This is a genomic window from Mesorhizobium sp. ES1-3 (assembly GCF_020164795.1).
Taxonomy (GTDB): Bacteria; Pseudomonadota; Alphaproteobacteria; order Rhizobiales; family Rhizobiaceae; genus Mesorhizobium.
Genome location: NZ_JAIUGW010000009.1, coordinates 1 through 13,667 on the forward strand (window position 1 = coordinate 1; position 13,667 = coordinate 13,667).

Sequence of the window (13,667 nt, forward strand, 5' to 3'; positions counted from 1 at the left end):
TGCGGCTTCTCATCACAGCACTCCAAAGCCGCCCCAGATCCAGCGCAGCCTGACCCACTTCATTGTTCACGGACGACTATGTAGGCGTCAATTTGGTCGTAGCGCTCCTTGGAAGCCGGACCACCCATTTCAGCGCCCATCATCTGACGGCGCTCTTCCAGCCTGCTCAGGAGTTTCGTGAGCTTCCCAATGTCCTCATCGGGCTTTGATGTCCTGGATGCAGTCCCCTTGTGCCAGCTAGTTGTAGTGGAACTCTATGCCAATGATTAGCTCCGGAAATTTCGAATTGCGCTTGTTCGGCGTAACCAGCTCACGGTCGAAGACGCCGCGGCAGTGGCTGCTAGCACAACGTCTCGCACGCCACGCCGTCGCCGTCGCGATCCAACTTCCGGCCCCACGAGCAGTTGTGCAGATACCACTGGGCGTCTTCGCACGAGCCAATCTGTCTGCACGTTCGGCGGGGCTCGCACGAATATCCGCTCTGCGCGACCAGCTTGCGGCTGATGATGCCGAGCGGCTGGCGCGACGGCGCCGTGCCGTCGGCATAGCTCTGCGCGCCACTCCCAAGGCGCCTGAAACGTTCCGACCCACACACCTACTCTGGCCGCCTCGGGCGTCGCCTGCTGCTGTGCGTAGGCGCCGTGGCTATAGCGCGGCCAATCGAGAGCCTGGCCGTTCTCGACCATCCAGGCGGCGACGCTGGCGCCATCAGCGCGCCGGCAGTCCCCGACGAAGCGGTGATAGCGGTCCCAATCGACGAAGCTGCATTGCACCGGCCTCGAGGCCGCCAGGAAAGAGTCGAGCGCTTCGGCTGATCGCCGGCCACAGGGATATTCAAATCCCTCGGCGTCGTCGCAATCCTGCCAGCTCTCCGGCGCGTCGATGCCGTTGAACCGGATCCGCTGCCCATGGATCTCGATCGTGTCACCATCGATGACGGAGGCGACGCCGGTGATTGGTTCCGGCTTCGGCTTAAGCAAGTTCGACAGGTTGAGCTCCGGCAAGCTGACGTTGTGCTGCAGGAGCGTCTGCGCGGCCAATGCGCCGGTCGCAATGACCGTGACAACGATCAGGCGTAGCGGGACGCTCGCCCATCTGCGTGCGCGCGCGCGCCTGGCGCCAGTTCGCCTTCGCCACTGATCAGACCGGTTGTCGTGCCGATGTTTGTCCACGCCCCCATGCTCCCCTGGGGCAGAATGCGTGCATCGCGAGAAAGAGTCCAGAAGTGCCCAACCGGAGCGGAACATTAGAGCCTTCTACCAGTTCTATCTTGGTCGATTTCCAAGGGAGAGGGGCGGCCATGTCAGCGTTTGAATTCGTCTATTTTTCAGGTTTGACGGCGAGTGATCTCGTAGGCGGCGTCGCCTCATTGGTAGCGTGTTGTGTGCTCTACAACGTTATCGCAGAGGATCGTCCGCACCGGTAGGAACTGAATCCAAACGCATGGTCGCTGGCCTCGCTCGGCAGCACGCCTCCTGCACGGCCGGATCTGATCCGCTGTGGAACATTGTTGCGTCGAAAAACTTCGGCGGTTGCACTGTTCTCCCATTACGGTGCGTGTTCCCACGACAGTTAACTGGCCCGCTGCCATGACCTCTCCGGCGGCGGGCATTTTTTCGTATGGTGGAACCTTGTCGATCGCCGCAGATTGAGCCATTTGGCGGCAGGGTGCACAGGCCCGTCGCTGACCAAAGACCCAATCTCTGGTCGGCCCGCGCCTCCCCGAGAGGTGCGGGTCATTTCGCGCCTGAGTGGTAGTCGTGTCGGGGCCGGTCACTTAGCCGGATTGCGTCGAATGCATTACCAGGCCCGTCAGCTTCGGCCGGCGGGCTCTTTGGGTTTTCAGGAGCGTTTGACGATTTCCGGCTTCAGCCGCTCATGCCTCGGCTGCTCGTGCCACATCACCTGACGGAGATCGTGCATGTCGACTGGCTGTCCGCAAATGGGGCAATTGTAGAAACTCTCTTGCTCATCGGCAGCATCGGACTCCCGCGTGTGCCCCAGGATCGGCGAGCCGAGATCGGAGAGTTTCGTCCATTCTTCTGGACGCTCGTCAGGTCCGGCCAAACTGTATTCGTATACGGCGGCTTGATCCTCATCGACCACCCGGAACCAATGATCCTGTAGTGCCCTAGGCAAGACTCGTTGCCCGGCAGTCGCTTCGGCGGCCTTCATGGGATCGCTCTCCACGACGGTGCCAGATGACACGACCGTGGTGCCGTAAATCTCTTCGACCTGATACTTCGTCATCGTCGCCTCAATCCGATGGTGTGGTGGGCAACGTGGTGCGCCTAGCTTTGTTGCATTAGGCGTGCAGTTTGCAGTTTCGGAACTATTTTAGCCAAAGCTGATTGAATCGCGGTTTGCGAGTCCCTGTGCATGCATTTGAAGTTCATCGAACCTCTGATGCCGACCCTGGTTGAGAAGCCTCCAGAGGGTGAAGGCTGGATTCACGAGGTGAAGTTCGATGGCTACCGCTCGCAGATCATCAAGGATGACGGCGGTGTGCGGATCTTCACGCGTCGCGGGCTCGACTGGACGGCCAAATACCGGGATCTCGCCAAAGCGGCCAGCGACCTCGATGTCGAGAGCGCCATCATAGACGGCGAGATCATCGTGCTGAACGAGGCCGGGCTGTCGGACTTCGGCGCACTGCGCAAAGCCATCACCAGCCGGCAACATGACCTCTATTTCGTCGCCTTCGACCTCCTGCACGTCAACGGCCACGATCTGCGCGACATGCCTCTGGAGGACCGGCGCGGGATCCTTTCCGAGATGATCCCTGAGGGACAGCGCATCCAGTTCAGCGAGGCCCTGCCAGGCGAGGCGAGCGCCATCTTTCATCTGATCGAACAAGCAGGCATGGAAGGCATGGTCTCGAAGCGCAAGGACAGCAAATATCGCAGCGGCCCGTCGACCAACTGGCTGAAGGCGAAATGCTATACGGTCGAGGAATACGAGCTGCTGGGCGTCGAACGGGAGCCCGGCAAGCCGGCGTTCGCTTTGATGGCCGATCGCAAGACGGGGCAATATGTCGGGTCGGCCTTTATCAACTCCAGCCGGGCAATCCGCGAGCGGCTATGGAAGCGCGTTCAAGAGCATGCCGGGCCGGCGCCAAAGGGCATGAAGCGACCGGCGACCCAATGGGTGAGGCCCGGGATCATCGGGCGGGTGAAGCACTTGCGTGGCGAGGAGGATTTGCGGCACGCTTCGCTGCAGGATTTTCGCGAGGAGAATCATGCCGATTCGACGAAAGGCAACTGAAGCAGGAATTTTGGAACCTGAGGAACTGGCATTGCTGGGCCGGGTATTCGAACAGGTCACCGTCAACCGCCAGTCGCCCGAAGCGCTAAACGCGCTCGCATCGCGCGTCATCGCGAACTATATGGCTGGGGTGACCGACGAAGCCGAGCTTGTCTTGCTGTCCCGGCAGCCGCTCGGCCGGTAGGAATAAGATTGATGGCTGTTGCCAAGAAGGATCAGGATCGCATCGCCTATGCCTGGATGTATGGCGTCCAGACACGCAAGGATGGCAAGTAGCGCACGGTGCCTGAGTATTGGCAGGAACAGGCCGACGCCTGGCTACAGGGCTTCGATGGGGAGCCGTTGGAGAGTGCTGGCGTCCGGTTGCCGGTAAGTAACAACATCGAGGCGGAGCTTGACGAGGCCACCGTGAACAAGTCGGAACCTAACGCGGTGTCCGAGCTTATCGCCGAATGAGACACACCGCATCAACTTGGCGGATGTCATCTCCGTCGTCGGGCTGACGCACAAGTTGACCGACGTTTTTGACGGCGCTGTCCTAGAATTGGACGGCGCTCCATTCGGCGGTGGCACCATCCGGAAGACTTACTTGCGTTCGCGCCGCGGCAGTCAATATTCTTTCAGCAATTCCATTGCCCGCGGCAGCGGCTGCCTGAGCCCGCGCTGTGGTCAGGAATGGGATGGAACCCGCTCCGTGTAGAGTTCTGGAGCGGGTTCCTGCCGCTCCGAGAAACGGTGCCTTATCAAAGCCGCGCCGAGGGCGGGGCAATGCGTTGGTCGAGCAACAGTAATGTCTACTGGCCCGCTGATCTGGAGAAGCTCCAGCGGGTATTTGATCGGCTGTGTAGCGATCGCCGTCTAGCCAAAAAAGACAGGGAACAAGCGGGAATCCCTGGCTAGGGAAGTGTTCCAAGTTTTTGATGCCGGGACCACGGACGGAGCGGACCATGCGGGCCATTTCCAAGCGGGTGAGACGTCCCCTTGATGGCGGCTTTCTGTGGGCTTGGCCTTCTCTTCCGGCGAAGCGCCGTTGATCTCCAACTGAAGCCTCATAACTCGCCTCCTGTGGCTATCTGGCTAACAGTGAACAAAATAAGAACAAAAAGTCAGGGGCGACCTTGACCGGACAGGAATATGTTCCTTATTCCAGAAGGCGATCTGAGCAGGAACGGCTATGGGAAAGCGCCAGAACGCGCCGAATGGCGAAGCTATGTCGGAATTGGAAATGGCGGCACAGCAGGCCATCGCTGCAGCCGGCGGGGACGCCGTGGTTGCGCTCCTGAATGTGCTGGCCAGGAACGCTGAACTCGAGCGCGAGCTCGCGCTCTCGCGCGCGGCAATTTCCAACGGGTTCTCTCGCGGCTGGCACAAGGCGCGATCGTGATGGCGAATACGGCCGAGGACAATTTTCGCATTGAAGTTTGGGACCGAGAGGAGAAAACCCATCTCGAAACTATTTCACGCTCGCCGGACGCTGCGGTCAGTCAGGCCGCCTGGCAGGCAGCGATCCGGCGCCGGCCGGGTATGCTGCTGATTCACTTCAACAGCCGCTACGTCATGGAGAAAATCATCACGCCCGGCGAAGTGAAGATACCGCCACAGACGATTGTCGATGGGAGCATTCACGCCGGTCTCGACGTCGCGCTCGGGGATTTGCGCGAGTGGCACACGCTGCGGGCCTGGTGCAAAAATTGCTCCCATCATGCCCCGGTAAAGGCGGCCGCACTGATCCGGCGATATGGCAAGGACGCGCTATTCAGCACCGTTGAGCGGGCGCTTTTCTGCACGAGTTGCAATCGTGGCGGCCGAGATCCATAAACTGCCCCGGAACTAGCCGCGAAGAGGCACGACCGTTCCTATTAGTCGCTGTCCTCGCCGTCGTTTCCATCGTCGAATTGGTTATTCCGACGTGCTATCCGCGTGCTCTTCGACGAACGCTTGGCAGCCTTCGGTGAACGATTGGCTAGGGAAGAAAGCGCGAGGCGACCAGCGGCATGTCGCGCAGATCGTGGCCATTCAAGTGGAGCAGATTCATGGTCACGAAATACAGGATCTCGCGTAGCAGCATCGGATCACGCCCGAGCAGGTTCGAGAGCTAATCCCACGGCGATGATCGCAAGACCTTGGAGTGCGAGGCCAGAAAGCTCAGGGGGTGTGATGAAGCTCTTTGATTGGGGCCGCCGATCATTGGAGGGGCCGCAGGTCGAGCCTCGCCTACCGAATAGGATCAGTTCCACATCTTCTGGAGGCAATGATACCGCAAGGCCAGCACAGTTCAGCCAAAGCGCTCCCGGGCGAAGCAAATCCACTTTCATCTCATGGACAAGCTGGCCTTGAAGGGATGGTGTCGAAGCGGTCTACTCAGGAAGGCCCGCAAGGCGCCAACCAGCGACGAAGGGCTCCGCAACAAGCACACTCTTAAAGGGGAATTTCGTCTTCACATCAGCGATTTTCCAATCCGGGTTTCCGTTGAGAAGAAGGCAGGCTTCCTCCCGCGCCTCAGAAACCCGGCCGGCAAGAGCCAGCGCGGCAATCAGGTCCTCCCTCGAACCGGTCCCGTAGGTTTCGTCCCGGCTCAAGGTCGCAACAGCCTCTTCGAACTGACCTGAAGCAATTTGCGCTAGTCCCGTGGACCAGAAATACCAACCGGGTGGATGCGGATTTAAACGCAACGCTTCTGCACAAGAATTCAGTGCCTCTTGGGGTTTGCCCAAGTAGACTTGAAGCTCACCCATCCATGCAACCGCATCTGCATTATTGGGATTTTGCCGAATGGCAGCATCGAATTGCGATTCTGCTTCGTCCCAATTGCGCTCATAAAGTTGCACGCAACCCAGAATCCTACGAGCGTGGGAATCACCAGGATCAAGCTCCACGGCTCGTTGCGCGTGCATCAGAGCCCTTGCACGGCCGGGTATCTGGGGCTCTCCCCAAAAGATCCAGCCGAATAGCAGTGAGATGGCAAGATCGCTGTGCGCCTCGCAGTAATTTGGATCGATCTGGATGGCCCGTTCCAAATCAGCACACGCCTGACGATTGTCCGATTTCGAAATGTTGCATTTGCCTCGCGATCTCACACAAAGATCGTAGGCTTCGAGATTTGACGGCCTGGAACGGCCAACAATGTTGACAACAAGCTTGCCAGAAATCGCTTCGACAACTCGCCGCGTGACTTCGTCCTGAACGCCGAAAATATCGGCGAGATCGCGGTCAAAGCGTTCAGCCCAGATATGGTTGCCGCCACTCGCAGCGTCGATCAACTGGACATTGATCCGCAGACGCTCCGCCGAGCGGCGCGCGCTACCCTCAAGGATGTATCTTACCCCTAAGTCCTGGGCGATTTGGCGCACGTCGGTGGACTTGCCTTTGTAGGCAAATGTGGAATTGCGGGCGATGACAAAGAAGCCAGGCACATTCGACAGATCGGTAATGATGTCTTCCGTTAGCCCGTCGGTGAAGAATGCCTGTTCTGCTTCTCCGCTCATGTTGACCAACGGCAGGACCGCTATCGACAGCTTCGGCGACGCCGACCCGGTGCGATGGCTCGTAGCAGGTTGCGAGGCCCGCCCGAGCATCCCCACCCGAAGTGAATAGACCCGCATAGGCTCTGCGATGTTCTTCAGCTGCGTGTTGCCAAGGTCAGTGACCGAGAGGTCGAGCCTCGCCTTAACCTGACGATAGGCATCCTCCGAGAGGCAGATGGACCCGGGCGCCGCGATGCCTTCCAGCCGCGATGCGATGTTGACGCCGTCACCCATCACGTCGCCGTCGCTTTCTTCCACCACGTCGCCCAGATGGACGCCGATGCGGAAATCGATGCGGCGGTCTGGCGGCACGCCGGCATTGCGCTCGACCATTCCGTTCTGCACCTCGATGGCGCAACGCACGGCATCCACGACGCTGCGGAACTCGACTAGCGCACCGTCCCCCGTGCGCTTGATCACGCGACCGTTGTGAACAGCGATGGTCGGATCGATCAGATCGCTGCGTAGTGCGCGCAACCGCGCCAAAGTGCGATCCTCGTCCTTGCTGGCGAGCCGGCTGTATCCGACAACGTCAGCAGCCAGGATTGCGGCTAGCTTGCGATTTTCGCTCATCGCGCGACCTCCTTCTCCACTAGGATAGCAGGAAGACCGAGCGCAGAGCGAGTGGCCGGCGCCCCTCGCTGCGAAGAATGCCGCAGGGCGTGCGCCCGCCTATCCCCAAGCGCTGCTGCGGCCTCGAAGGAAGCAATACCGTCGTCAATTGCCGCGTGGCCTGACTCTTGGTGCCGGCAAGCTATCGCACGGATTTGCGGCCAATCTGGCGGCTCCCGGATCTCTTAGCCACAACGATTTCTTCCTTCTTTCCAGTGTCTCATTGAGGCTGACATCGACGGTCGATCGGCGTTTCTTCCCGGCGATCAAATAATCGGCCTTGTTGGTTCGATAGTCTTCTTTCTGGGCAGACATTGGTTTTCCCTCCCGATCCGCAGCCTTTCTCCTCCTTCGGTATGGAAGGAGACACTAGCTGCCGATGGAACGCGGAAGTCTACAAATTGGGGATTGTATTAAAATGGCACAACCTCGCCCCGCGATCGGCGGGTCGACTATGCTTGCATGGCCGTTAGTCCCAATCCTGCTCAGGTGTAGCTGGACGCCGATTCCAGCTTCTGACGGCGTTCAATTCGTCGACGCAGACCGGGCCGGATGCACCGCAGTCGTCGCACCGCATCACGACTCGCCCCTCGTCTGTTACATGAGGCCTTGCGTCGTTGCTCGTGCAAAACGGGCAAGGATGCGCAGTCACCGGCTCGAACGCTTTTTGCGGGTGCTCGTCACCGGCTTTGCCGCCGTCTTCCGGCCGAGCCCGCTGGACTTCGCCAAGGCCGACCGCTGTGCCGCATAGTTCGGCGCGACCATCGGATAATCGGACTTCAATCTCCACTTCTCGCGATACTCGTCGGGGGTCAGGCCGTAGCGCACGGCGAGATGACGCTTCAGCGATTTGAACTTCTTACCGTCATCGAGGCAGATGATGTAGTCGGGAAACACCGAACGCTTCGGATTCACCGCGGGCGCCTGAGTCGGCGTCTCGGGCTCGGCCTGCGGTCCAATCTTTGCCAGCGACGAATTCACACTTGCGATGAGATCAGAAAGAGATGTAACCGGCACCGGGTTGTTGCTGACATAGGCCGACACGATGTCGGCGGTGAGCTCAATCAAAAGGGGCATTGCCTGCTGTGTCTCTTCCGGCACTCTATTCTCCTGCGTCTAGATCAAGCGGCGATCCTTATCGGCTTTAAAAACAAACGCCAAGACGGCACCCGAACTTAGCCTATGCACAACGACTCGGTTAGGGTCAGCCATCCTCGTCCTCACTTTGGGGCGGGTCGGTTAGACCAGGTTCTTCGCGCATGTCCGCTGGGACCAAATGGCGGAACAAGTGATCTGGTCTTAAGACAAGAAGAGCCAACGGGCCGTCGACCTGCTTGGCCGGCCGCCGCGATGCCGAAGGCGCTGAACATGGCTCTGTCGAGCCAAAGCGAAGGCCAGACATTCATGGCCGTGCGAGATAGTCGGGGCAATCTCGGGCGAATTGGGGCGATTTGGGACCCGATGTTGGTGCGGACTTGGCGCGTTTAGGAGCCAATCAAGAGTATTCGCGAGAGGGGGTGCCCCACATAGATGGGAGTCCTAGGAATGCCCATGGTGAGTGGTGGGGATGCCTCTTGTTGGGACAGACAAAAATTTCGTCAATGCTCCGCTTCTTGTGGGAGGGTAGGTGGGCCGAGTGGCAGCATCGGGTGTCCAACGGCTAAGGGCGCCTTTTGACCAATACCGACATCTTCCGCAATGCGGATAGCAGCGTTACACCGCTCGACTCGGAGCAGAATGAACCAAGCTTGCATCAATCGACACATCTGCGTTGTCCAACGCAGATGGTGCGACCTCAACGGCTCAGAGCGGCCAGCGCCCTTTGTGCTGCGATGAGGTCTACGACTGGATACCTAGTGTCAAATGTGTTGACCACCGCTTGCAGACCCGTTGCGGCCTCATGGACACGACCTTGACTTGCCAGAACTGGTGCCAGTTGCGTTGCGGCGCGAAGCTCGAAGAGTCTCGCTTGCTGACGACGGGCAGTGGCAATTGCTGTTTCGAATAGATGCACGGCACCCGTCAGGTCACCTCGGCCAGCGGCGATTTGGCCACGCAAGCGAATACATTCTGCCAGATAGCTCGCCTCGTCCGTATCGAAAACGAGCGTATCGACGTCATCAAGCATTTGCGATGCCTCTTCGATGCGACCGGCTCGCAGGAGAAGATCACAAAGTGCGCATGCTTTCTCAGGGGTATGAAAGACGACGCCGTGCCCACGCCAAAGCACCAAACTCTCCCGGACGTCATCGATGCCGGCATCCAGTTCACCTAAATGCGAGCGGGCATGGCCACGCCACCTGATGCCGCTGCTTCGACGCGCCGTGTAGCCATGCAAGTCGCAAATCTCGATGATCTTCGTAGCGTTCTCAAGGAGCTCCTTGTATTGACCAAGCAGCGCGCACAATTCGCACTGCCCGAGAAGACGCCACGCGAGTTCGAAGGGCTTATCGACCTGGTCAAAATCTCGAATTAGGCTCTCTTTCTCCTCGACTGCAGCGTCAAAGAAACCCAATATCATCAGCGATCCGCCTAAATATTCCTGGGCAGAGACGCGGGGCTGATCCCCCCCGGCGAACAAGATACCCCGACTTGGGTCAACACGATCAGGCAAATCCAAGGCCTTGCGCAAAGCTTCTGCTGCCTGCGGTTCTTCTCCCCGGTTGGAATGAGCCATTCCCTTCGTTGCCCAAAGAGCACTCAAATAGGCCGTTGGAAGGACATCGGCAGAGTTTGCGAGCAGCTCTTCGGCCAGGGTCAGGTAATCGTGATTGCGCCCAGTGGCATAAAAAAATGGAGCGAGTGAAAGCGCAACGTCGCATTGCAATTCGACCGATGCAGTGTTCGCGGCGGCAAGACGTGCATCCTCAAGCGTCTTCTCAAGGCGCTCAGATCGATACCCTTCAGCCTGCATCAAGGCATTGGCCATCGCAAGGTGGAGACGTGTCATCCGTTCGGCTCCGCCGGACACTTCGCCAAGTCTCTTGCTGCAGTCGATAGCACTGGCAAAGTGCGACACGGATTCCCGGGTCGCAGCTCTGGCTACGGCCGCCCCTGCCGCCCTTTGCCAGTGATCGAGCGCGCCGGCCCAATCCCCGGCTTGCTGAAGGTGGTGTGCGAGGAGCTCGGGTTGCGCTTCAGCGATTTCGGTCCACTTTTCCTCCAACACATCTGCGACGCGCTTATGTAGCTCCTGGCGCTTAGCGCGCAGCAGCGTGCCATAGGCTGCGTCCTGAACGAGCGCATGCTTGAAGAGGTAAGTGGCCAGTGGCCGCGTCCCGCGGCAGAACACCAGACCGGCGGCGCCGAGTTGATCCAGTGCGTCATTTAGCTCGCCGGCATTTCGCTGTGCGACTCCGGCCAGCAATTCGTAGGAGAACTCCCGACCCAGAACCGCGCCGACCTGTGCTACCTCCTTAACGGCTGGGCCAAGGCGGTCGAGCCGCGCCATCAACGAGGCATGCAGCGTGGCGGGAACGTTCAACGCCGTCGCGGCAGCTCGTGAGAGCACTGTTTTGGCGTTGCCGCTCTCCAACACCGCCTTAGTCAGCTCCTCGACGAACAGCGGCACCCCATCCGTGCGCTCGATGATCTCCGCGACAACGTCGCTCGGCAGCTCTCCGGTGCCGACGACCCGCTGGACCAGCGCGGCGCCTTCATGACGGTCGAGCCGATTGAGGACCAGAACCGTGACGTGCGACTGCCCGGTCCACGGCGGTTGAAATTCGGGGCGGAACGTGAGGAGAAGTAGAACTGGTAGGCGCGGCACCCGCTCGATGACCAGGTCGAGTAGCTCGCGCGAGCTGGGGTCGATCCAGTGCACATCCTCGAAGAGCATCAGCACCGGACCTTGTCGCGCCAGATCTTCGAGCTGCCTGACCAGTGCGTCGAAGGTTTTCTCTTTCTTGCGCTGGGGCGTCAGTTGGAGAGGCGGGAAGCGGCCTTCGGTTGGCAACGACAGCAGCTCGGCCAGCAGCGCCCCGTCCTCCGGCGAGGCCGGGGCAAGCAGGGCTCCAAGCTTATCCAGCTTCCTCTCAGGCGGGTCGTCGCGCTCCAGCCCGGCGGCGCGTTCTAGCTGCGCAATGGTCGGGTGGAGTGCACTGTCCTGCCGGTGCGGCGAACAGAAATAGCGCAAGCGGGTGTGTGGCTCATTCTGGATCCGCTCCTGCAAGGTGAGGGTGAGGCGCGATTTTCCGATGCCCGGCTCACCTGAGAGCAGCACCACACGACCTACACCACTTTTCGCGCGATGCCAGTGGCGCTGCAGCAGCTCGACCTCCTCCTCACGCCCGACCAGCGGCGTCGGCGTCGTCCCATGCATTGCCTCGAACCGGCTTTCGACAGCGCTCTCACGAACCACTTGATAGGGATGAACCGGCTCCGGAAAGCCTTTCACCTCGAGGGCGCCAAGATCGCGATATTCGAAAAGATCGCCGACCAGCTGCCGTGTTTGCGGCCCGATCACGACCGTGTCGGGTTCGGCAAGAGCTTGCAGGCGGGCGGCAAGGTTCGGCGTCTCGCCCACGACGCCGCGCTCGTGCCCTTCGCCGGAGCTGATCAGGTCGCCAACGACGACCTGTCCGGTGCCGATTCCGACACGCACCCGCAATGGCTCGGGCTCTGGGAGGCGGCTGACGGCATCGACGAGAGCAAGGCCAGCTCGCACCGCCTGCTCGGCGGCGTTCTCGTGCGCCTGCGGGTAGCCGAAATACACCAAAACTCCGTCGCCCATATATTTGGCGACAAAGCCGCCGAAGCGGGCGACCGTATCGGCAACACACCGGTGATACGCTCCGATGATCTCACGCAGGTCCTCGGGATCCAGACGCGTCGCCAGCGCCGTCGAGCCGACGAGATCCACGAACATGACGGTCAGCTGTCGACGCTCCGCGCTTAGCGCCCGGGTGCGGCTCTGAGCCGCGATGTCATCGATGCTCGCGTCGGGGTGGCTTGACGACGGCCCCAGCCCCACTATCGCCTTGCGGAATCGCTTGCGATGACCGAGGAGCATACCGAGCTTTTCGAGGTCGGCATCGGTCAACTCCGGCAGGACTTCCGCGTCGATCGCGTTGTCGCGAAATGCCTGCTCGTATTGCTGGAGGCCGAGGCCTCGCAACCAAGCGGCAACGTCCACACAGCTCTCCCAAGGCTGAATTCGGTCCCTCAGCCGCAATATTAGCTCAGATGCCAGGAAAATGCTGTAGCTCGGATTCTGTCGAAGCGGAGGTCGCTCGGGAAGAATCGGGCTTGCTGTCCGACCCAGTTACCGGGGCGGTCACAGCTTTCGGTAGAAAGGCGACGATACCCTGGTGATCAAGCGTCCCCACCAAACCAACCAGGTTCGAAGTTGACATTGTCAACTTGGCTGCCTGGATGGCAGCGATCCACTCGCCATCTGTCAACCAAAACGTAGGGCGTTCTCTTACGTTTTAAGAGCCGGCTTGACGCTAAGTTTACACTAAGTTGACAAATCTGGCGGAAACCCGCGTTTTTGCAAACTGTCAACTTCCGCATCCGTTACGTCGCGGTCGCTAGCATCTGATGGTCTGCCCGGTCGTGAGGTGCAGCGCCGCCGGAACTCTGTGGATCAAAATGATCCGCGGAAACTATTCCGCAATGAGGACGATTTGAGGCGCCACGAAGCCTCAAGCGACTGAATACACATGCCGAAATAGATGCCTCAAGGGGACCACAGCGATCGCGAGGGATTGCGAATTCAGCGTCCTCCTACCTCGGTTCGCTCACCTGTCTTCATGCGCACCGCGCTTCCCTAGCTGGTCGAGATGTTCATTTTCTGGATGCTGAAAAGGACCGCTCGGCAACGTAGTCGAGCGAAAAGACGCCGGCACCACGGGTCAGCACGAGCAGGAGCAGCGAGGCCCACAACAGATGCTCGGCCCAGTTCTCCGGGAAAACGAAAATCTGGATTACCGATACGACACCGAGCAGCATCAGCGCGCCAAGGCGGGAGAACAGCCCCAGGAAGAGCAGCACCGATCCCGTGATTTCGGCAGCCGTTGCCAGAGGGGCTGCGATCGACGGATCGATGAACGGCAGATTGTATTCGTTGGCAAACAGCTGCAGCGTCACCGGCCAGGAGGCCAGCTTCGTTTGCGCGGACTGCCAGAAGACATGCGATATTGCGAGGCGGGCTGCGAGTTGGACCAGGGAAAACGGAATGCGTTCGGGTAGCTTGATGACGCGCCTGTAGAGGCCGACAACGCCGCCAGAATTGGGCGAGGAGTATTCGGGTATCGCGGTCATGAC

The 13,667-nt window shown here is 59.8% G+C and carries 12 protein-coding genes and 1 pseudogene; 4 read left to right on the forward strand and 9 right to left on the reverse strand.

Translation table 11 applies throughout. The features are described from left to right. Window positions 1–340: 340 nt before the first annotated feature. The 3 genes and pseudogenes from LB536_RS31320 to LB536_RS14360 all read right to left on the reverse strand — a co-directional run bounded on the left by LB536_RS31320 (window position 341) and on the right by LB536_RS14360 (window position 2,250). Window positions 341–595 carry an excalibur calcium-binding domain-containing protein gene (locus tag LB536_RS31320; protein WP_224593937.1) on the reverse strand — a complete coding sequence of 85 codons (255 nt, stop codon included), beginning with the start codon at window positions 593–595 and terminating at the stop codon, window positions 341–343. 4 nt (window positions 596–599) lie between these two features. Then, window positions 600–1,247: pseudogene (locus LB536_RS31325) on the reverse strand (thermonuclease family protein); the annotation flags it as partial. Window positions 1,248–1,842: 595 nt separating this feature from the next. Continuing rightward, complete coding sequence (locus tag LB536_RS14360; RefSeq protein WP_224593549.1) at window positions 1,843–2,250, reverse strand: hypothetical protein; 408 nt, start codon at window positions 2,248–2,250, stop codon at window positions 1,843–1,845. A gap of 129 nt (window positions 2,251–2,379) precedes the next feature. On the opposite strand from LB536_RS14360, the gene LB536_RS14365 reads away from it, so the two are divergent. From LB536_RS14365 to LB536_RS14380, 4 genes are all read left to right on the forward strand, one after another. After that, complete coding sequence (locus LB536_RS14365) at window positions 2,380–3,264, forward strand: ATP-dependent DNA ligase (RefSeq protein WP_224593551.1); 885 nt, start codon at window positions 2,380–2,382, stop codon at window positions 3,262–3,264. Beyond that, a complete protein-coding gene (locus LB536_RS14370) occupies window positions 3,239–3,448 on the forward strand; it encodes a hypothetical protein (RefSeq protein WP_224593553.1) in 210 nt (69 codons plus the stop codon). Before LB536_RS14365 ends, LB536_RS14370 begins: the two co-directional genes overlap by 26 nt. A 1,026-nt stretch (window positions 3,449–4,474) precedes the next feature. Further along, window positions 4,475–4,648 (forward strand): hypothetical protein, encoded by a 174-nt coding sequence (locus tag LB536_RS14375; RefSeq protein WP_224593554.1) that lies wholly within the window; start codon window positions 4,475–4,477, stop codon window positions 4,646–4,648. Next, entirely contained in the window at window positions 4,648–5,082 is a 435-nt protein-coding gene (locus LB536_RS14380) for a hypothetical protein (RefSeq protein ID WP_224593557.1), read from the forward strand. The genes LB536_RS14375 and LB536_RS14380 overlap by 1 nt, the downstream gene beginning before the upstream one ends. A gap of 539 nt (window positions 5,083–5,621) precedes the next feature. Here LB536_RS14380 and LB536_RS14385 read toward each other — a convergent pair. The 6 genes from LB536_RS14385 to LB536_RS14410 form a co-directional block, all read right to left on the reverse strand. Then, window positions 5,622–7,361: an adenylate/guanylate cyclase domain-containing protein gene (locus LB536_RS14385; RefSeq protein ID WP_224593560.1), complete on the reverse strand. Its 1,740-nt coding sequence runs from the start codon at window positions 7,359–7,361 to the stop codon at window positions 5,622–5,624. Window positions 7,362–7,505: 144 nt separating this feature from the next. Next, on the reverse strand, window positions 7,506–7,715 hold the full coding sequence (locus tag LB536_RS14390) for a hypothetical protein (protein WP_224593563.1): 210 nt from the start codon (window positions 7,713–7,715) through the stop codon (window positions 7,506–7,508). Window positions 7,716–7,869: 154 nt separating this feature from the next. Beyond that, window positions 7,870–8,052 carry a Lar family restriction alleviation protein gene (locus tag LB536_RS31330; protein ID WP_224593567.1) on the reverse strand — a complete coding sequence of 61 codons (183 nt, stop codon included), beginning with the start codon at window positions 8,050–8,052 and terminating at the stop codon, window positions 7,870–7,872. Continuing rightward, entirely contained in the window at window positions 8,049–8,477 is a 429-nt protein-coding gene (locus LB536_RS14400; RefSeq protein WP_224593942.1) for a MucR family transcriptional regulator, read from the reverse strand. Before LB536_RS14400 ends, LB536_RS31330 begins: the two co-directional genes overlap by 4 nt. Before the next feature lie 718 nt (window positions 8,478–9,195). Next, window positions 9,196–12,534, reverse strand: a complete 3,339-nt coding sequence (locus LB536_RS14405) for an AAA family ATPase (protein WP_224593570.1) — start codon at window positions 12,532–12,534, stop codon at window positions 9,196–9,198. A 653-nt stretch (window positions 12,535–13,187) separates the two neighbouring features. Next, the gene (locus tag LB536_RS14410; RefSeq protein WP_224593573.1) at window positions 13,188–13,664 is read right to left on the reverse strand and encodes a DoxX family protein; all 477 of its coding nucleotides are present in this window, start codon (window positions 13,662–13,664) and stop codon (window positions 13,188–13,190) included. Between the last annotated feature and the right edge of the window lie 3 nt (window positions 13,665–13,667).

Excerpts from the sequence above, each read along its gene's own strand:
- LB536_RS14410 (WP_224593573.1), bottom strand. The coding sequence starts at position 13,664 with ATGACCGCGATACCCGAATACTCCTCGCCCAATTCTGGCGGCGTTGTC.
- LB536_RS14385 (WP_224593560.1), bottom strand. The coding sequence starts at position 7,361 with ATGAGCGAAAATCGCAAGCTAGCCGCAATCCTGGCTGCTGACGTTGTC.
- LB536_RS14400 (WP_224593942.1), bottom strand. The coding sequence starts at position 8,477 with ATGCCCCTTTTGATTGAGCTCACCGCCGACATCGTGTCGGCCTATGTC.
- LB536_RS14390 (WP_224593563.1), bottom strand. The coding sequence starts at position 7,715 with ATGTCTGCCCAGAAAGAAGACTATCGAACCAACAAGGCCGATTATTTG.
- LB536_RS14375 (WP_224593554.1), top strand. The coding sequence starts at position 4,475 with ATGTCGGAATTGGAAATGGCGGCACAGCAGGCCATCGCTGCAGCCGGC.
- LB536_RS14365 (WP_224593551.1), top strand. The coding sequence starts at position 2,380 with ATGCATTTGAAGTTCATCGAACCTCTGATGCCGACCCTGGTTGAGAAG.
- LB536_RS14360 (WP_224593549.1), bottom strand. The coding sequence starts at position 2,250 with ATGACGAAGTATCAGGTCGAAGAGATTTACGGCACCACGGTCGTGTCA.
- LB536_RS14370 (WP_224593553.1), top strand. The coding sequence starts at position 3,239 with ATGCCGATTCGACGAAAGGCAACTGAAGCAGGAATTTTGGAACCTGAG.
- LB536_RS14380 (WP_224593557.1), top strand. The coding sequence starts at position 4,648 with ATGGCGAATACGGCCGAGGACAATTTTCGCATTGAAGTTTGGGACCGA.